The organism is Falsiroseomonas algicola (genome assembly GCF_011040385.1).
Taxonomy (GTDB): domain Bacteria; phylum Pseudomonadota; class Alphaproteobacteria; order Acetobacterales; family Acetobacteraceae; genus Falsiroseomonas; species Falsiroseomonas algicola.
The window spans coordinates 1-17,291 of record NZ_JAAIKB010000021.1; the positions used below are offsets into that span (position 1 = coordinate 1).

At 69.0% G+C, this 17,291-nt stretch carries 15 protein-coding genes; 9 read left to right on the forward strand and 6 right to left on the reverse strand.

Going from position 1 to position 17,291, the window contains the following annotated elements; all coding sequences use genetic code 11:
* Nucleotides 1–230 precede the first annotated feature (230 nt).
* The 5 genes from G3576_RS28055 to G3576_RS28075 form a co-directional block, all read right to left on the reverse strand.
* Entirely contained in the window at nt 231–1,946 is a 1,716-nt protein-coding gene (locus G3576_RS28055) for an ABC transporter ATP-binding protein (protein WP_164697804.1), read from the reverse strand.
* Entirely contained in the window at nt 1,943–3,085 is a 1,143-nt protein-coding gene (locus G3576_RS28060) for an ABC transporter permease (RefSeq protein ID WP_164697805.1), read from the reverse strand. The genes G3576_RS28055 and G3576_RS28060 overlap by 4 nt, the downstream gene beginning before the upstream one ends.
* 1 nt (nt 3,086) lies before the next feature.
* A complete protein-coding gene (locus tag G3576_RS28065) occupies nt 3,087–4,073 on the reverse strand; it encodes an ABC transporter permease (protein WP_164697806.1) in 987 nt (328 codons plus the stop codon).
* A gap of 45 nt (nt 4,074–4,118) precedes the next feature.
* Nucleotides 4,119–6,053, reverse strand: coding sequence for an ABC transporter substrate-binding protein (locus G3576_RS28070; protein ID WP_164697807.1), 1,935 nt, complete (start codon nt 6,051–6,053; stop codon nt 4,119–4,121).
* Nucleotides 6,054–6,161: 108 nt separating this feature from the next.
* Complete coding sequence (locus G3576_RS28075) at nt 6,162–7,331, reverse strand: mandelate racemase/muconate lactonizing enzyme family protein (RefSeq protein ID WP_164697808.1); 1,170 nt, start codon at nt 7,329–7,331, stop codon at nt 6,162–6,164.
* 252 nt (nt 7,332–7,583) lie between these two features.
* On the opposite strand from G3576_RS28075, the gene G3576_RS28080 reads away from it, so the two are divergent.
* The 7 genes from G3576_RS28080 to G3576_RS28110 all read left to right on the forward strand — a co-directional run bounded on the left by G3576_RS28080 (nt 7,584) and on the right by G3576_RS28110 (nt 14,220).
* Nucleotides 7,584–8,414, forward strand: a complete 831-nt coding sequence (locus G3576_RS28080) for an ABC transporter ATP-binding protein (RefSeq protein WP_207623083.1) — start codon at nt 7,584–7,586, stop codon at nt 8,412–8,414.
* A 13-nt stretch (nt 8,415–8,427) separates the two neighbouring features.
* Nucleotides 8,428–9,441 carry an ABC transporter substrate-binding protein gene (locus tag G3576_RS28085; protein ID WP_164697809.1) on the forward strand — a complete coding sequence of 338 codons (1,014 nt, stop codon included), beginning with the start codon at nt 8,428–8,430 and terminating at the stop codon, nt 9,439–9,441.
* A complete protein-coding gene (locus tag G3576_RS28090; RefSeq protein WP_164697810.1) occupies nt 9,441–10,241 on the forward strand; it encodes an ABC transporter permease in 801 nt (266 codons plus the stop codon). Before G3576_RS28085 ends, G3576_RS28090 begins: the two co-directional genes overlap by 1 nt.
* Nucleotides 10,241–11,074, forward strand: a complete 834-nt coding sequence (locus G3576_RS28095; RefSeq protein ID WP_164697811.1) for an ABC transporter permease — start codon at nt 10,241–10,243, stop codon at nt 11,072–11,074. The genes G3576_RS28090 and G3576_RS28095 overlap by 1 nt, the downstream gene beginning before the upstream one ends.
* A gap of 28 nt (nt 11,075–11,102) precedes the next feature.
* Nucleotides 11,103–12,122, forward strand: coding sequence for an LLM class flavin-dependent oxidoreductase (locus G3576_RS28100; RefSeq protein WP_164697812.1), 1,020 nt, complete (start codon nt 11,103–11,105; stop codon nt 12,120–12,122).
* A 61-nt stretch (nt 12,123–12,183) separates the two neighbouring features.
* Nucleotides 12,184–13,134: a LysR family transcriptional regulator gene (locus G3576_RS28105; RefSeq protein WP_164697813.1), complete on the forward strand. Its 951-nt coding sequence runs from the start codon at nt 12,184–12,186 to the stop codon at nt 13,132–13,134.
* A gap of 15 nt (nt 13,135–13,149) precedes the next feature.
* On the forward strand, nt 13,150–14,220 hold the full coding sequence (locus G3576_RS28110) for a mandelate racemase/muconate lactonizing enzyme family protein (RefSeq protein ID WP_164697814.1): 1,071 nt from the start codon (nt 13,150–13,152) through the stop codon (nt 14,218–14,220).
* Here the strand turns inward: G3576_RS28110 and G3576_RS28115 are convergent.
* On the reverse strand, nt 14,204–15,244 hold the full coding sequence (locus G3576_RS28115) for an amidohydrolase family protein (protein ID WP_164697815.1): 1,041 nt from the start codon (nt 15,242–15,244) through the stop codon (nt 14,204–14,206). The genes G3576_RS28110 and G3576_RS28115 overlap by 17 nt on opposite strands.
* A gap of 118 nt (nt 15,245–15,362) precedes the next feature.
* Between G3576_RS28115 and G3576_RS28120 the strand changes: the two genes are divergently transcribed.
* Together G3576_RS28120 and G3576_RS28125 are read left to right on the forward strand one after the other, a co-directional pair.
* Nucleotides 15,363–16,340: a Bug family tripartite tricarboxylate transporter substrate binding protein gene (locus G3576_RS28120; RefSeq protein ID WP_164697816.1), complete on the forward strand. Its 978-nt coding sequence runs from the start codon at nt 15,363–15,365 to the stop codon at nt 16,338–16,340.
* A 10-nt stretch (nt 16,341–16,350) separates the two neighbouring features.
* Nucleotides 16,351–17,151 (forward strand): SDR family NAD(P)-dependent oxidoreductase, encoded by an 801-nt coding sequence (locus G3576_RS28125; protein WP_164697817.1) that lies wholly within the window; start codon nt 16,351–16,353, stop codon nt 17,149–17,151.
* The last annotated feature ends 140 nt before the right edge of the window (nt 17,152–17,291 follow it).

A 17,291-nucleotide genomic window follows, 5' to 3' on the forward strand; every position in this document is an offset into this window, starting at 1 on the left:
TTGCTCGCTGACCTCAACAGCCGCGAGCCTGGCACATCGATGCCGCTCAGGGGCCGTCCACCGCATCAGTTTGAGAATGCCGGCGGCTGAGGGTCCGCAGGGGATTTTTCGTTGCTGCCAGGAAGCAGACGCCGCCGATGCTGGTTGCATCGGCAAGTCTGCTGACGCCGCAGCGGCGGAAAAGACCCGCGGACCCGACCCGTCCGGTGTTCTCAAACGGTCTCTGATGCCTACTCCGCCGCCGCGACGTATCGGTGGCGGAGGTGGATGCGCCGCGCCTCCGGGTCCGGCCGCGGCACGGCGGAGAGCAGCGCCTTGGTATAGGCATGGGTCGGGTTGTCGCAGACCTGCGCGGCCTCTCCCGTCTCCACCACCTTCCCCCGATGCATCACCGCGACACGGTCGCACATGTAGCGGATGACGCTGATGTCGTGGCTGATGAAGACATAGGCGAGGTTCAGCTCATCCTGAAGGTCCAGCAGCAGGTCGAGCATCCGAGCCCGCAGCGAGACGTCGAGCGCCGCCGTCGCCTCATCCGCCACGATGACGCGCGGCTTGAGGGCCAGCGCGCGGGCGATGCAGATGCGCTGGCGCTGGCCGCCGGAGAAGGCGTGCGGGTAGCGTTCCGCCCAGCCGGGCTCGATGCCGACGCGTTCCAGCAGCGCGGCGACGCGGTCGCGCAACTCGGCGCCGCGTGCCAGGCCGTTGACCAGCAGCGGCTCACCGACGATCTGGGCCACCGTCATGCGCGGGTTCAGGCTGGCGAAGGGGTCCTGGAAGACCATGCGGATCTCGCGCCGTGCGGCGCGCAGCGTCTCGCCCTCGGCCTTCGCCAGGTCGATCTCCGAGCCGTCCTCCCGCCGATAATGGATGGCGCCGCCCGTCGGGTCCGTGACACGCAGGATGCAGCGGCCGAGAGAGGTCTTGCCGGAGCCGCTTTCGCCGACCACGCCGAGCGTCTCTCCCGGTCGCACCTCCAGCGTCACGCCATCGACGGCGCGGACCTCCCCGACCTGCCTGCGCATGATCCCCTTCACGATCGGGAAGACCATCGACAGATTCTCGATCCGCAGGATGGGCGGCGGCGGCGTGGCGGGTGCGGGACGCTTCAGGCGGATGTCGGAGGGGCGTTCCAGCTTGGTGACGTTGCCGAGCAGCATGCGCGTATAGGCATCGCGCGGCGCGGCAAACAGGCTGCGGACCGGCCCGCTTTCCCGCACCTTGCCGCGTTCCATGACCACGACGTCGTGCGCGATCTCCGCCACCACGCCCATGTCGTGGGTGATGAACATCACCGTCATGCCGCGCTGCTGCTGGAGGCGGCCGATGAGGTCCAGGATCTCCGCCTGCGTCGTGACGTCGAGTGCCGTGGTCGGCTCGTCCGCGATCAGCACGGCGGGGTCGCAGGCCAGCGCCATGGCGATCATCACGCGCTGGCGCATGCCGCCGGAGAATTCGAAGGTGTAGCGATCCACCGCGCGATGCGGGTCGGGGATCTCGACGGAGGCCAGCAGTTCGATGGCACGCGTCCGCGCCTGCTTGCGGGACAGGCCAAGATGCAGCCGCACCGCCTCCCCCACCTGGTCGCCGACCTTGTGGACGGGGGAGAGGGAGGACATCGGTTCCTGGAAGATCATCGCGATCTCGTCGCCGCGGAGGTCGCGGATGGCGCGGCCGCGCGGGTCCAGCGCGGCGAGATCGACGGTGGAGGCATCCTTGCGGTGGAACAGGATCTGCCCGCCGGTGATCCGGCCGGGCGGATCGACGATCTGCAGGATCGACCGCGCGGTGACCGATTTGCCCGATCCGCTTTCGCCGACGACGCAGGTGGTGAGGCCGCGCGCGAGGGAGAAGGACACACCATCCACCGCACGCACCAGGCCAGTGCGGGTGGGGAAGGAGACGTGGAGGTCGCGGACCTCCAGCACGGGGGCGCTATCGGTCATTTCTGGTAGGGGTCCGCCGCGTCCCGCAGCCCGTCGCCGAGGAAGTTCAGCGCCAGCACCGCGATCACCACCGCGCCGCCCGGCGCGAACAACCACGGCGCCGTGGCGATGGAGCGGATGTTCTGCGCTTCCCGCAGCAGCACGCCCCAGGAGATGACGGGCGGCTGCAGGCCGAGGCCGAGGAAAGAGAGCGCCGTCTCCGCCAGGATCATCGCGGGAATCGCGAGCGTGATGGAGGCGATGATGTGGGAGGCGAAGGAGGGCAGCATGTGGCGGAAGATGATCCGCTTCTCCGACGCACCATCGAGACGCGCGGCGGTGACGAAATCCTCCGTGCGCAGCGAGAGGAACCGCCCGCGCACCACGCGCGCCAGCTGCGCCCAGCCCACCAGCGACAGGATGATGGTGATGCAGAGGTAGATGCGCTCCGGCGGCCAGCCCTGCGGCAGCGCCGCCCCCAGCGCCAGCCAGATCGGGATGGTCGGGAGGGACAGCACGAATTCGATGACGCGCTGGATCACGAAGTCGACGCGCCCGCCATAGTAGCCGGAGATGCCGCCGAGGATCAGCCCGATGACGAGGGAGAGGAAGACGCCGATCAGGCCGATGAAGAGCGAGGTCTGCGCCGCCTTCATCATGCGGCTGTAGACATCGCGCCCCAGGCGATCCGCGCCGAAGAGGAAGACGCTGTCGCGCGGATTCTCCGGCCCGAAGAGGTGGATGCTCGTCGTGAAGAGGCCGAGGAAGTCGTACTCATAGCCCTCGACGAAGAAGGACAGGTAGATCTTGCGGTTGGGGTCGGGCGTGAAGGTCGGCGCCAGCGTCACGCGATCCCGCGTCAGGCGCATCGCCTGTACATGCGGCCGGATGCGCCATCCCTCATCGGTGGTGTCGATGAAGTGGATCATCTGCGGCGGGTGGAAGACGGCGCGGGCGTTCTGCTTGCCGGGATCGGTCGTGGCGAGGAAATCCGGCACCAGCGCGACCACATAGAGCAGCAGCACGATGATGCCACCGGCCATGGCCAGCCTGTGGCGTCGGAAGTTCCACCACATCAGCTTCCACTGGGACGCCGCCGCCGTGCGGTCGATGGCGCGGTCCCCCGGCGGCGTCGCGGCGGCTGGCTGGATGGCGTTCATCTCAGTCGTACCGGATGCGCGGATCGACCAGCGCCAGCAGGATGTCGGACAGCAGCATGCCCACCAGCGTCAGCGTGCACATCAGCAGCAGGAAGGCGCCGGCCAGGTACATGTCCTGGCTCAGCAACGCCTGCAGCAGCAGCGGCCCCGCGATCGGCAGCGACATCACCACCGCCACGATGGTGGCGCCGGAGATCAGCTGCGGCAGCATCCAGCCGATGGTGGAGATCAGCGGGTTGATCGCGAGCCGCACGGGATACTTGATGAGCAGCCTGATCTCGGACAGCCCCTTGGCGCGCGCCGTCGTCACATAGGGGCGATGCAGCTCGTCCAGCATGTTGGCGCGCATCACCCGCACCAGGCCGGCCGTGCCGTTCACCGCCAGGATCACCACCGGCACCCAGAGATGCGCGAGCAGGTCGAGGAACTTGTCGAAGGACCAGGGCGCGGTCTGGTAGGCCTCGCTGAACAGGCCGCCGACCTCCTGCCCGAAATGCACGACGGCGACATACATCAGCACCAGCGCCAGCAGGAAGCCGGGGATCGCCAAGCCAAGGAAGGCGATGAAGGTGAAGAGGTAGTCGAGCAGGCTGTACTGCCGCACGGCGGAGAGCACGCCGATCGGCAGCGCGATCGCCCAGGTCATGGCCAGGGTCGATGACGTCAGCAGCAGCGTCAGGCCCATCCGTTCCCAGATCAGGCCGGAGACAGGCTGCTGCCATTCGAAGGACAGGCCGAAATCGCCGCGCAGCAGGATGCCGGTGATCCACTTCCAGTACTGGACGATGAAGGGCTGCTCCAGCCCGAAGCGCTCGCGCAACTCCTGCGCCGTGCGCTGGTCCACGATCTCGTTGGAGGCCGCCAGCGTCGCGACATAGGTCGTGACGTAGTCACCGGGCGGCAACTGGATCAGGAAGAAGGCCAGGAAGCTCACCGCCACGAGGGACGGCACCATCCAGACCAGGCGGCGGAGGATATAGGCCAGCATGCGGATGATGCGGGACCGGCACGCGGCCGGCCCCGCCCCCTTCCCTCAGGAGGTGAAGAAGAACTGCTGCGGCAGGGACGGCCCCGGATGCGGCCAGGACCAGCTATAGGGCATGCTCGCCGGCACGCCGCGCAGCCGGTTCTGCGCCACGCCGAACAGGTTCGGCGCCAGGTTCACGCCGATGCATTCGAACTGCTCGGCGCAGATGTCGAAGACGCGCTTCATCAACTCGCCCTGCCGCCGCGTATCCGCGGTGGATCGCGCCTGGTCGTAGAGACGCATGCGCTCCTTCTGGTGCTCCGGCGGTTCCTGCCCGTCCCGCCCGCCGCTGGCGTACCACATGGCCCAGGGCACGGCGTAGCGCGTGCCCTGCGTGTGCATGGCGAAGAAGTCGCGGGGGTCCAGCATCGGCTCCAGCCCGCCCGGCCCCGGCCAGACCGCGATGTCGTGGTCGTTGTTGTCGCCGCGGGTATAGTAGAGGGAGCGGTCGATCGTGTTGATCTTCACGTCGATCCCGATCTCCGCCCAGTGGCGCTTGATCAGTTCCAGCGCATCGTTGTTGTCGGGGTAGAGCGCGGTGATGACGTCGATGGCGAAGAAGACGCGCTGGCCATCCGGGCGCAGGCGGAAGCGCTGGCTGTCTCGGCGGTTGTAGCCGATGCGATCCAGGATGCGGTTCGCTTCGCGCGTGTTGTGTTCGGTGAACTGGCGCGACAGCTTCTCATGATACCAGGGATGCGTCGGCCGCGGGCCGATCTGCCAGGGCTCCGACTGGCCGAGATAGACGATGTCCACGATCTCCGCGCGATTGATGCCGAGCGAGAGGGCCTGGCGGAATTCCTTGTTGCCCAGCATCTCCCGGATCTTCGGATCCTTGTGGGTGAGGTTGGGGTAGATCGTCATGCTGGTGGAGCCGGCATTGATCGTGTCGAACATGCGGTAGTTGCCGCGCTGCATGTTCTGCGCGACCACCGGCTTGTTCGCCAGCACATCGACATGGCGTTCCTGCAGGTCGAGCCGCCCGCCGATCACGTCCAGCATCAGGCTTTCCACGTCCTGGTAGACCTGGAAGTTCAAGCGATCGATGTAGGGAAGCTGGCGGCCGGTATTGTCCACCTGCCAGAAGAAGGGGTTGCGCCGCATCGTCACGCGCGTCGCGCCGCCCTGGTAGGGTTCCTCAACCACCCAGGGATCGAGCGTCGGCTTTTCCGCATTGCCCCAGCGCGAGGGAATCTCGATGTCGCCGCAGCGCTGGCGGAAGAGTTGCGCCCAGTCGGAGACATTGGCCTGGCGCAGCGTCGCCGCGAGCTCCGCGTTGTACTTGGGGTGGAAGCGCCCGCAATAGTGCTTGGCGAAGAGCGTCGGGTGCTGGCCAAGCGGCGTCGCCATCTGCTGCAGGAACAGGCCGTAGGGGCCGGCGAAGGTGAACTTCACCGCCGTGTCGCTGAGCTTCTCGCACTTCACGGGCTGGCCATCGATCACCCACATCGAGGGCGGGGACCGGTAGAGTTCCGTGTTCAGGATGCAGTCGTTGATGGCGAAGAGGATGTCATCCGCCGTGAAGGGCGCGCCATCGGACCAGCGCATGCCGGGGCGGAGGTGGAAGGTGAACTCCTTTGAATCCGCGGAGACCTCCCAGCGCTGCGCGACGCAGGGCAGGACGTCGGTGAATTCCATGTTCCAGCGCGTCAGGCCCTGGTTGCCGATCAGGCGCAGGATGCCGTTGTGGTCGGACCCGCCGCGAAGGCCGCGCCGCAGCGTGCCGCCGTAGCGGCCATTGGGCTCGTTCGGCGTGACCACCATGGGCGCGCTGCCGACGCGCTGTTCCAGCGGCGGCAGGCGCCCCTGCTGCACGGCCGCCGCGACATCCGGCGCTTCCTTCGCCGCCGCCTGGGCCAGGGCCATGCCCGCCGGCATCGCCAGCGCCACGCCCGCTGCCCCCTGCAACAGGGCGCGACGCCCCACCCCTTCTTCCTTCATGGCCGCAGCCTCCCTCGCCCGGTGTTGCCCCGGATGCGGGAAGGCTGGCACGCGCCATCAAGGGCATCAAGCACGATCGGTGACGGCGAGGTTGCGTCTTCGCAACCCTCAGGGGTAGCCCCAGGACCCGTCCGGCTTGCGTGGCATCTTCCGCTCCCACCGCACATAGCGGTCGGTCGCCAGGTAATCCTCGTCCATCGTCACGCCCCATCCCGGGCGATCCGGGCGGGGCAGCAGGTGGCCATCCTCCGGCAGGTAGGGATCGACGACATAGCTGCCGGTGTCGCCATCCTTGCGCACGGTATCGACGCCGGGCGGCAGGCGGTATTCCAGGATCTTGAAGTTGGGCGCCGCCAGGCAGAGGTGCAGGTTCGCCGCCGTCGCCAGCGGGCCCATCGGGTTGTGCGGCGCGAGCGTGACGTAATGCGCTTCCGCCAGCGTCCAGATGCGTCGCATCTCGCCGACGCCACCGACGACGCAGACATCGGGCTGGATGATGTCCGCGCCGCGCGCATTCAGCAGCGCGAGGAACTCGTAGCGGCTGTAGAGGGATTCGCCCGTCGCCAGCGGGCAGGCCAGGCGCGACTTCAACTCGCCCCAGGCCGGGAAATGCTCCGGCCTGATCGGCTCCTCGAAGAACAGGGGATCATTGGGGGCGAGCGCGTTGCCGAGTTGCACGGCCTGCCAGGGCTCGAAGATCTTCGCGTGGGCGTCGAAGGCGAAGTCGAATTGGGCCGGCGCGATCTCCCTCAGCCTGCCGAAATACTCTCCGGCCTGGCGCACCACCTCCCCCCATCGATGGGCGTGCAGGTCGACGCGGTAGGGGCTGAGCTTGAAGGCCGTGAGGCCGAAGCGGTCGTTCAGTTCCTGCACGCGATCGCGCGCGATGGCGGGATCGGGCGCGGTGTAGATGCCCTGGTAAACCCGCACGCGGTCGCGCATCGCGCCGCCGAGGATCTGATACACCGGCACGCCCAGCGCCTTGGCCGCGATATCCCAGAGGCACTGGTCGATCGCCGCGATGGCCGCCAGGCCGAGCGCACCCGGCGGGAAGCGCGCCTGCTGCACCAGCTTCAGCGTCACGTATTCGACGCGCCGCGGATCCTCCCCCACGATCATGTCCGTGAGGTAGTCGAGCAGCGGCGGCAGGGCCCGGTCCGGCCCGTGGTTGTAGCACTCGCCCCATCCGGTGATGCCGCATTCGGTGTCGAGTGCCACGATCACGCGTGGCCGGTCGCCGTCGCGGCTCATGAAGCTGCGCAGTCGCGCGATCCGCATGGCGCACTTCCCCCCGTCTTTCCCGTCCAGTCTAGACATCACGCAAGGCCGGTGGCGAGGGGCAGGCGTTGCCGGATGAGCAACGCCCCGTCGCCCATCCGGCGCTTGACCGCGCCGCGTGGCGCATGAAAGCCTTCCCACCGAGGAAAGGGAAAGCGGACGCTGCAACGCGTCAACCGCAACCCATCACGCCAGCCATGCCGATCGCAACGACTGGATGGCCCGACACGCGCGGGCCTGGGGAGGCGATGCTTGGCGAGACTGCAGGATACGTCGCAGCGCGGCGGGATCGACATCCGCGACCTCTCCATGACCTATCGCCGCGGGCGGGAGGTGACCCAGGCGCTGTCGGCCTGTTCGCTGACCATCCCGGAAGGCGGCTGGGCGTCGCTGATCGGTGCCTCGGGCTGTGGGAAGTCCACGCTGCTCCGCATCCTGGCCGATATCGTGCAGCCCAGCGGCGGCAGCGCGACGCTGGGCGGCATGACGCCGGCCGAGGCGCGTGCGACGCGAAGCTTCGCGCTCGTCTCGCAGCAATCGGTGCTGCTGCCCTGGCGGCGGATGCTGGAGAATGTGGAACTCGGCCTGGAAGTGGCTCGTGCCGACCGGGCAGAGCGCCGCCGGCGGGCCGAGGAGGCGATCGAACTGGTGGGGCTGCGCGGCTTCGAACGCGCCTACCCGCATGAGCTCTCCGGCGGCATGCGTCAGCGCGCCGCCATCGCCCGCGCGCTGACGCTGCGACCGCGCTTCCTGCTGATGGACGAACCCTTCGGCGCGCTCGATGAACTGACGCGCGCGAGCCTCAACTTCGAGCTGCTGCGTATCCTGGAGGAGACGTCCGCCACCCTGCTGCTGGTGACGCATTCGATCGCGGAGGCGATCATCCTGTCCGATGTCGTGGCGGTGATGTCACCGCGGCCGGGGCGGATCGTGCACAAGCTGGAGATCGGCTTCGGCCATCACCGCACCGATGCGATGCGCGACGACCCCGCCTTCGCCGCGCATGAGGCGGAGCTTCGCCATGCGCTGCATGGCGACCCCGGCGTTACGCGCCCCGCCATTCGCGAACCCGCTTTTGCCTGAGGAGATGCACGCGATGATCCGCCTCAATCGCCGCCTGCTGCTGGCGGGGTCCGCCACGCTGGCGCTGCCTTCCTTTCGGATGGCCTCCGCACAAGGCCCCGTTCGGCTGACGGTGGCGCTGGGCTATGCGCCGAATGTGGAGATGTTCGGCCCGCTCTACGCCGTGCGCGCCGGCTTCTTCGCGGCCGAGGGGCTGACGGTGAACGCGGTGCCTGCCAGCACGGGCGTGGATCAGGTGCAGATGGTGGCCGCCGGACGCGCGGATATCGGCATCGTCGGGCCTGAACAGATCATCGCCGGCGCGGGGCGGGGCGAGAAGTTCAAGATCTTCGCCGCGCAATACCAGCGCAGCCCGGTCTGCATGACGGCGCGGAAGGACAGCGGCCTCACCAACCCGTCCCAGCTGCCGGGACGCCCGATCGCGGTGAAGATTCCCGCTCAGACCTTCTTCGAGCTCTTCATGCGCAAGAACGGGCTGCAGCCGAGCCAGGTGACCGTGACGCCGATCGGAAGGACGGATGTGGCGACCATCATCTCCGGCCGCGTCCACGCCATGATCACGACCTTCGCCTTCAACGAACCGCGCAGCATCGAGATGGCGGGCGTGCCCGTGAACCTGATGCCGCTGGCGCAGTACGGGATGAACGCGCAGACCAATTCCTACTTCACGCAGGAACGCGCCTTCGCCGATCCCGCGAAGCGGGACGTGCTGGTGCGCTACCTCCGCGCCGAGGCCAAGGCCTGGGAGGAGTACTTCAAGGACCCCGCCGCCGCGGCGAAATGGATCATCGACCAGAAGTTCATCGATGGCCTCGACCTTGACCAGCAGGTCTTCCTCGCGCGCGGCCAGGCGGATCACATGCGCAGCGCCCTGACGGCGGAGCGTGGCCTCATGTGGGTCGATCCCGCGATCTACCGGGAGACGGCGACGAACCTCCAGCTTTCCGGCGTGACCAGCACCGTGATCGACACCGATTCCATGCTCTCCACCGAGATCCTGGAACGCGCCGGCATGCCGAGGATCTGATGTCCCTCACCCTCTCCGCTGGCGGCGCCATGGCCTGGCGCGGTGCGGCCCGCGTGGTTCCGCCCGCGCTCGGTCTCGCCGCGCTGCTGGCAGCCTGGGCCGTGCTGACGGAAGCCGGCATCATCGCGCCCTATCTGCTGCCGAAGCCCTCGGCCGTACTGGCGGAGATCCTGACCAACAACGAGCCGCTCTGGCGCCACGGCCAGCTCACGGCGATGGAGGCGCTGCTCGGCTTCGCCATCGGCAACATCGTCGGCGTCGTCGTGGCCGTGCTGATGGGATGGTTCCCCGCCTTCAAGCGCTGCGTGCTGCCGCTCGCGCTGGTCACGCGCGGGATGCCGATGGTGGCGATCACGCCGATCCTGGTCCTCATGCTGGATCGCGGGCTGGTGCCCATCGTCACCGTCGTCTCCATCGCGGTCTATTTCCCGACGCTCATCACCATGGTGCGCGGGCTGGAATCAGCGGATGTCGAGTACCATGAGCTGCTGCACTCGCTGTCCGCCAGCCGGCTCCAGCGCCTGCTGATCGTCGAGTTGCCGGCGGCGCTGCCCTTCCTGTTCACCGCGTTGAAGATCGGCGCCTCCATCGCCTTCATCGTCGCCATCACGGGTGAATGGGTCGGCGCCAGTGCGGGGCTCGGCTACCTCATCGTCATCTCGGGCGAATACTTCAAGCTCGCGATGATGTGGTCCGCGATCATCGTCGCCTCCGGCCTCACCCTGGTGACGCTGGGCTGCGTGATGCTGGTGGAGAAGCTGCTGGGCCGCTGGACGGCGCGTGGGGAGGGCATGGCCTGATGCCATCGGACCTCTCCGTTCCGGCGCCCGCGCTGCCTTCGCTGCGCCTGCCCGGCCTCGATGCACTGGCGCTTGCGCTGCGGCAGGTGGGACCGGCGGCGCTGCTGTTCCTGTCCATCCTCCTGGTGTGGGAGGGCGTGACGCGGGCGGGCCTCGTCTCGCCCCTGATCCTGCCGGCGCCGAGCGACGTGGCCGCCACCTTCGTCAGTTCGGCGCCGCGCCTGTTCCTGCATCTCGGCTGGACATCGATGGCGGCGCTTGGCGGCTTCGTGCTTGGCAACACGCTGGGTTTCGCGCTCGCCGTGGTCTTCGTGCATCTCCGGCTCGCGCGCCTCACTGCGCTGCCGCTGGCGATGATGGCGCAGGCCGTGCCGATCGTGGCCGTGGCGCCGGCGCTGCTGCTCTGGCTCGGCAACGGCGTGGAGCCGAAGCTCTTCATCGCCTCCTTCCTCGTCTTCTTCCCGATGCTGGTGAATGCCATGCGGGGCCTCGCCAGCGCCGATGACCAGGTGGCGGAGCTGCTGCACACGCTGTCCGCCGACTGGAAGCAGCGGCTGCTGATCGTGCGGCTGCCCGCCGCCCTGCCCTTCGTCTTCAACGCGCTCCGGCTCTCCGCCTGCGGCTGCTTCGTCGCCTCCGTCGTCGCGGAATGGGTCGCATCCACCACCGGCCTTGGCTACGTCATCGTCTTCGCCAGTTCCCAGTACCGCATGACGGAAGTCTGGTGCGCCGTGCTGCTCTGCACCGCCGCCAGCCTCTGCGTCTACGGCCTGGTCTGCCTGGCCGAACGGCTGGCGATGCCGTGGCGCCGTGAACGGCCGGGCCCTGCCTGACAACGCCAGATCACAGGAACGACACGCCATGCTGAAGAGCAATGCGATCGGCATCATGAACCAGATGTGGGCGGCGCACGCCACCACCGATGCGGAAGCCGTCGCCACCGCGATCGAGGAGACCCTGCTGGCCGAGGCACTCGGCTTCGACAGCGTCTGGATCGGGGAGCATCACAATGTCCGCCCCGGCGCGCGCTTCTATGGCCGCATCCCGGCCTCCGAGATGTTCCTGGCACATCTGGCCGCGAAGACGACGCGCATCGCGCTCGGCACCGGCGTGCGCATCCTGTCGACCACGCCGCCACAGCGGACGGCGGAGGAGATGAGCCTGCTCGACCTGCTGAGCGGCGGGCGCGCCGAGTTCGGCGTGGGGCTGGGATCGACGCCGGATGTGAAGCCCGGCGATCCCGCGCGGGCGGAGAAGGCGGCGCGGTTCCGCGCGCTGCTGAGCGAGATCGTCGCGCATCTCAGCGGCACGGCGGAAGGCGCGCCGATCTCGCCCGCGCCGGCACCGGACCTGGCCGCCCGCATCTGGGCGGCGGCACGCGATGAGCCGACGTTGCGACACATCGCCGATGCCGGAATCAACCTGGTGGTCGGCCAGGCGGAGCTGCCGCCGATCCAGGCCGCGATCGTGAAGTCCTATCGCGCCGCCGGCGGCACGGGCCTGGTGCGCGGGGTGCGACTGGTCTTCGTCGCGGAGAGCCATGCGGAGGCGATGCGCGACGCGGACGAGGCACTGTCGCTCTATCTCGGCCAGATGGGCGGGAAGGGCTACCACGCGGAGGCCATGACCAAGGGGCTGCTCGCCGCCGATCCGCGCACGCTGGAGGAGCGGGCGCTCGGCGTGAACTTCATCATCGGCTCGCCGGAGGAGGTGGCGGCGCTGCTCAACGCCTATGTGGCGGAGACGGGCGTGGATCGCCTCGACCTCATGGTGCAGGTGCCGGGGCTCAGGACCGATGCGGTGCGGCGGTCGATGGCGCTGATCCAGCAGGCGGTGAAGCCGCTGCTGAAGCGCGCGGTCGCCGAGCCCGCCACGGCATGACGCACATCGCCATCACCGTGCGCCTGCCATAGGCTGACCCGATCAGGGTCGAGGGGCGCGCGTGTCGAGCTTCATGCATGTCCATCTCATCGCGCTGCGCTACTTCCGGGAGACGGTGCGCTGTGGCTCGATGCGCCAGGCGGCGGAGGCGCTGCGCGTCGCGCCTTCCGCCATCAACCGCCAGATCCTGAAGCTGGAGGATCAGCTTCAATGCAAGCTGTTCGAGCGCATGGCCGATGGCGTGCGGCTGACCGGTGCCGGCGAGGTCCTTTACCGCCACGCGCGGGAGATCGACCAGCTGCTGGACCGCGCGCTGTCGGAACTGGATGACCTGCGCGGCCTGCGCCGCGGCCGCGTCGGGCTGGCGAGCGAGGACGGCATCATCCGGGACGTGTTGCCGCCGGTGCTGGCCGCCTTCCACCAGGAATTCCCCCGCGTCAGCTTCGGGATCGATGTGATGACCGGCCCGGCCGTATTGCAGGCGGTGGCGGAGGGCCAGGCCGATCTCGGCCTGGCGATGCATCCGCAGCGGCACGCCGATGTCGTGGTGCTGGCGGAGGCGGCGGTGCCGATCGGCGCGGTGATGCGGCCGGACCATCCGCTGTCGAAGCGCGCCGCCCTGCGGTTGAGTGACCTTGCGACGGAGCCGGTGGTGATGCTGAAACATGGCATCGGCGCGCAGCCGGACGCACATGGGCTGGTGCGCCGCTGGGCGCAGCGGACCGAGGTGGCGGAGACCAACTCGCCCGGCGCCGTCGCGGCGCTGGTTCGCGCCGGGCTGGCGCTTGCCATGCGATCCCCCATCGGCATCCGCGCGGAACTCGCGACGGGGGAGCTGGTCTTCGTGCCGCTGGTCGATCCGCAGGTGAAGGCCGGGCGGCTGGCGCTGCTGGCGCGGCGGGAACGCGCCCTGCCCGTTGCGGCCGCGGTGCTGGCCGAGCGCGTGAAGGCGCTGCTGGCGGAGACGGACCGGGAGACGCGCGCCGGGATGGATGCCAGGATGCGCCCCTGACGAAGGGGAAACGCCATGACCATCACCCGCCTGGAAAGCCGTGTGCATCGCAGTGCCTTCACCTATGGCGCGGGCGCGGCCAGCCAGGGCGGGAACCTGCGGCTGCGCAGCATGGATACGCTGCTGGTGCGCGTCGAGACGAGCGACGGCCTGGTGGGCTTCGGCGAGGGTTTCGGCTTTACGCTGGTGGAGACGACGCGCGATGCGTTGGAGCGGCTGGTGGCGCCCGCCTGCCTCGGCCAGGAGGAAGCGGACATCGCCGCGCTCACGCAGCTTCTGGAACGGCGCTTCCACAATTTCGGCCGCAACGGGCCGGTCAGCTTCGCCATCTCTGCCATCGACATCGCGCTGTGGGACATCGCGGCGCAGCGCGCGGGAAAGCCGCTGCATGCCTTGCTGGGCAAGGCCGCCCGCCCGCGCGTCGCCGCCTATGCCAGCCTGCTGCGCTACGACGATCCGGATGCCGTGGCGCGGAACGTGCGGGAAGCGGTGCGCCGCGGCTATCGCGCGATCAAGCTGCATGAGGTGGCGCTGGACGGCATCCGCGCCGCGCGCGCGGCGGCGCCCGACGACATCCCGCTGATGCTCGACATCAACTGCGCCTGGCGCACGCTCGATGAGGCGCGCGCCTTCTGCCGCGCCGTGGCGGGCATGAATGTCCGCTGGGTGGAGGAGCCGACCTGGCCGCCGGAGGATTTTTGCGCGATGGCGGCCCTGCGCCGCGAAGGCCATGCCATCTCCGCGGGCGAGAACCTGTCGAACCCGCATGATTTCTCGCGCCTGATCGAAGGGAACGCCGTCGATGTGGCGCAGCCCAGCGTGACGAAGCATGGCGGCGTCTCCGCCCTGCGCGACGTCTTCGCCATGGCGCGGGATGCCGGCATCGCCGTGGTGCCGCATTCCCCCTATTTCGGCCCGGGGCTGCTGGCGACGCTGCATATGCTGGCTGCCGCGCCCGAGGCCGAGCCGATCGAGATCTACTTTGCCGATCTCGAGGCGCCGCCCTATGGGGAGGCGCTGGCCGTGCGCGACGGGTTCATCGACGTGCCAGCCGGCCCTGGCCTCGGCCTCACCCCGGCGTGGTAGGCAAGCGGTAGAAACTCGTGGCGCTGCGCCAGAACAGGTCGGCCTTCTCCTCCGCGCTGGCCTGCGCGGCCAGGCGCTTGAAGGCGTTCCAGCCCTCGCCATAGCCGTAGCTGCCCTTGTCCACCGGGAAGTTGCTCTCGAACATGCAGCGGCCGGTGCCGAACAGCTCGACCACCGGCTCCATCCAGGGCTTCCAGGCTGCCGCCAGCGTCGCGCTGTCCGGCGGCCTCGGGCCATCCTCGAAGCCGAAGCCGGGCAGCCGCATGCCGAGGCCGCCCAGCTTCACCATCACATTGGGACAGGTGGCGAGGTCGCGCATGTGGCCCAGCCATTCCGCATGCACCGCGTCGCGCCGTCCCTCATACCGCCCGATGCCGAGGATGCCGCCGCAATGGTCGAGCACGATCGGCACCTGCGGAAACGCTCGCGCCAGGGCCGCAAGGCGCGGGATCTGGTGGAAGTAGATCCAGGCATCGAAGCTGAGGCCGAGTGCCGCCAGCTGCGCGAAGCCCGCGCGGAAGGCGTCGGAGGCCATCATCTCCTCGGCTGGCGTATAGGCGGGGTTGAGCAGCGCGGGGTCGGGGTCCCAGGTGGCGATGTGGCGGATGCCGCGGAAGCGGCCGCCACCGGCGGCGAGATGCGCCTCCAGCACCGGGCGCACGCCATCGCCCAGCGTGAGGTCGGCATGGCCCACGATGCCCGCGCAGACGCGCACCTCGCCATAGATGCCGCTGGCGCACATGGCGGCGACGCCGTTGGCGAATTCCGTCTCGCCCACGGGCCTCATCGCCTCCGGCCCTTCCGCGCGGTGCATGGCGCGCGCCTGCACCATCACGGTCGCGCGCACGTCATGCCCTGTCCGGATATCGGCCAGGATGTCATCGAGCAGGTAGCGCCAGCCCGGACGGTCCCATAGGTGGTGATGCGGATCGACGATCCTCTGGCCGGGATCCAGCGCCTCCTCCCGGCCCAGGGCCAGCCAGTCCTCGCGCACGGGAATGTAGTGCTGGGTGGATCGGGCCATGGCGCTTCCTCGGGGCTTGTTGCGCGCCAGCCTAGAGGGCGAGGCGCGGCTGGCAAGCGGTTGCCGGGCGTGGCGAAGCGTCCTAACGCTGTCGGCAGAAGAAGGCAGGAGGAAGCGCATGGCAGGGATCACCCGCCGGCAGGGTCTTGGCGCCATGGCCGCGCTGCTGGCCACGCCCGCGCTGGCGCAGGGCGCCTGGCCGTCCCGGCCCGTGACGCTGCTCGTGCCCTTCGCGCCGGGCGGCGCTTCCGACATCGCGGCGCGCGCGATCAATGCGCGGCTGTCGGAGAAACGCGGCCAGCCCGTGGTGGTGGAGAACCGGCCTGGCGCCAATGGCCAGCTTGCGGCACGGCTGCTGATGCGCGCGGCACCGGATGGGCACACGCTGATGGTGGGCTCGATCGGCGCCTTCGCGCTGAATGCCGTGCTGTACCGCAACCCCGGCTATGATCCGCTGGTGGATTTTGCGCCGGTCACGCTGGCGGTGACGACGCCGAACGTGCTGGTGGTGAACCCCGCCGTCGCGCCGGTGCGCAACCTGCCGGAACTCGTCGCCTGGATGCGCGCGCGGCCGGGCCAGGTCTTCCACGCCACCAGCGGCATCGGCTCCTCCCCCCACCTGACGATGGAGTTGTTCACGCAGATGACGGGGACGGAGGCGACTCATGTCCCCTCCCGCGGCGGCGCCACGGCGGTCATGGACCAGCTGTCGGGCACGGTGCAGGTCAGCTTCCAGGGCCTCGGCAGCATCATCGGCCCGGTGCGCGAAGGCCGGCTGCGCGCGCTGCTGGTCACCGCCGCCGAACGCAGTCCCCTCCTGCCGGAGGTGCCGACGGCGGCGGAGGCGGGGCTGCCGGACTTCAACGTCTCCTCCTGGCAGGCGGTGATGGGGCCGGCGGGCATGGCCCCGCCGCTGCTGGAGACGATCAGCGCGGAGATCGCCGCCGTGCTGAAGGAAGCGACCAACGCCGCGACGCTCGCGGCCGGCGGCTACACGGTCGTCGGCAACAGCCCGGCGGAATACGGCGCCTTCCAGCGCGCGGAGATCGCCCGCTGGCGGCGCGTGGCGCAGGCCGCGAACATCGTACTGGATTGAGGATTTGACGATGACGAAGCGTTTCGAGGGCAAGGTCGTGCTGGTGACCGGCGCGGGATCGGTCGGGCCCGGCTGGGGCAATGGCCGCGCCATCGCCGTCGCCTTCGCGCGGGAGGGTGCCACCGTCATCGGCGTGGACCGCAACGCGGCCGCGATGGAGGAGACCGCGACGAAGGCGGCCGAGGTGGAGGGCCGCTTCATCCCCGTGACCGGCAATGTGACGGAGAGCGAAGGCGTCGCCGCCATCGTTCGCGACATCGTGGCGAAGCACGGCCGGATCGACGTGCTGGTCAACAATGTCGGCGGATCGGCGGCCGGCGGCCCGGTGGAGATGGCGGAGGAGGTGTGGGACGCGCAGATCGACCACAACCTGAAAAGCGTCTTCCTGGGCTGCAAGCATGTGCTGCCGGTGATGGAGGCACAGGGCGGCGGCGCCATCGTGAACCTCGCCTCCACCAGCGGCATCCGCTGGACCGGCGCGGCGCAGGTGGCCTACGCCGCCTCCAAGGCCGGCGTCATCCAGCTGTCGAAGGTCGTGGCCATCCAGTACGCCACCAAGGGCATCCGCGTGAACACGGTGGTGCCGGGGCAGATGCATACGCCGATGGTGGAGACGCGGCTCGCGGGCCAGCGTGCCGGCGGCGACGTGGAGGCGCTGATCAGGTCGCGCATCGCGCGCATCCCGATGGGCTTCGCCGGCGATGGGCGGGATACCGCGAATGCCGTGCTGTTCCTGGCATCGGAGGAAGCCCGCTTCATCACCGGGACGGAGCTCGTGGTGGATGGCGGCATGTCGGTGCGCTGCGGGTGATGACAGGCAGGGTCTCTGGCATCAATTTCTGAAAAAGACGTCACAGATATGGACAAGGAAATTATTAACGAACGCACTTCCCTTGTCCTGTCCTTAAAGCTTCGCGACGCCTCGTCTTTCCGCTGGACCTGCCACCACTG

What these genes read in the sequence shown, in the direction of transcription:
- G3576_RS28055 (WP_164697804.1), bottom strand. Translation starts at nt 1,946, where the DNA reads ATGACCGATAGCGCCCCCGTGCTGGAGGTCCGCGACCTCCACGTCTCC.
- G3576_RS28060 (WP_164697805.1), bottom strand. Translation starts at nt 3,085, where the DNA reads ATGAACGCCATCCAGCCAGCCGCCGCGACGCCGCCGGGGGACCGCGCC.
- G3576_RS28065 (WP_164697806.1), bottom strand. Translation starts at nt 4,073, where the DNA reads ATGCTGGCCTATATCCTCCGCCGCCTGGTCTGGATGGTGCCGTCCCTC.
- G3576_RS28070 (WP_164697807.1), bottom strand. Translation starts at nt 6,053, where the DNA reads ATGAAGGAAGAAGGGGTGGGGCGTCGCGCCCTGTTGCAGGGGGCAGCG.
- G3576_RS28075 (WP_164697808.1), bottom strand. Translation starts at nt 7,331, where the DNA reads ATGCGGATCGCGCGACTGCGCAGCTTCATGAGCCGCGACGGCGACCGG.
- G3576_RS28085 (WP_164697809.1), top strand. Translation starts at nt 8,428, where the DNA reads ATGATCCGCCTCAATCGCCGCCTGCTGCTGGCGGGGTCCGCCACGCTG.
- G3576_RS28090 (WP_164697810.1), top strand. Translation starts at nt 9,441, where the DNA reads ATGTCCCTCACCCTCTCCGCTGGCGGCGCCATGGCCTGGCGCGGTGCG.
- G3576_RS28095 (WP_164697811.1), top strand. Translation starts at nt 10,241, where the DNA reads ATGCCATCGGACCTCTCCGTTCCGGCGCCCGCGCTGCCTTCGCTGCGC.
- G3576_RS28100 (WP_164697812.1), top strand. Translation starts at nt 11,103, where the DNA reads ATGCTGAAGAGCAATGCGATCGGCATCATGAACCAGATGTGGGCGGCG.
- G3576_RS28110 (WP_164697814.1), top strand. Translation starts at nt 13,150, where the DNA reads ATGACCATCACCCGCCTGGAAAGCCGTGTGCATCGCAGTGCCTTCACC.
- G3576_RS28115 (WP_164697815.1), bottom strand. Translation starts at nt 15,244, where the DNA reads ATGGCCCGATCCACCCAGCACTACATTCCCGTGCGCGAGGACTGGCTG.
- G3576_RS28120 (WP_164697816.1), top strand. Translation starts at nt 15,363, where the DNA reads ATGGCAGGGATCACCCGCCGGCAGGGTCTTGGCGCCATGGCCGCGCTG.
- G3576_RS28125 (WP_164697817.1), top strand. Translation starts at nt 16,351, where the DNA reads ATGACGAAGCGTTTCGAGGGCAAGGTCGTGCTGGTGACCGGCGCGGGA.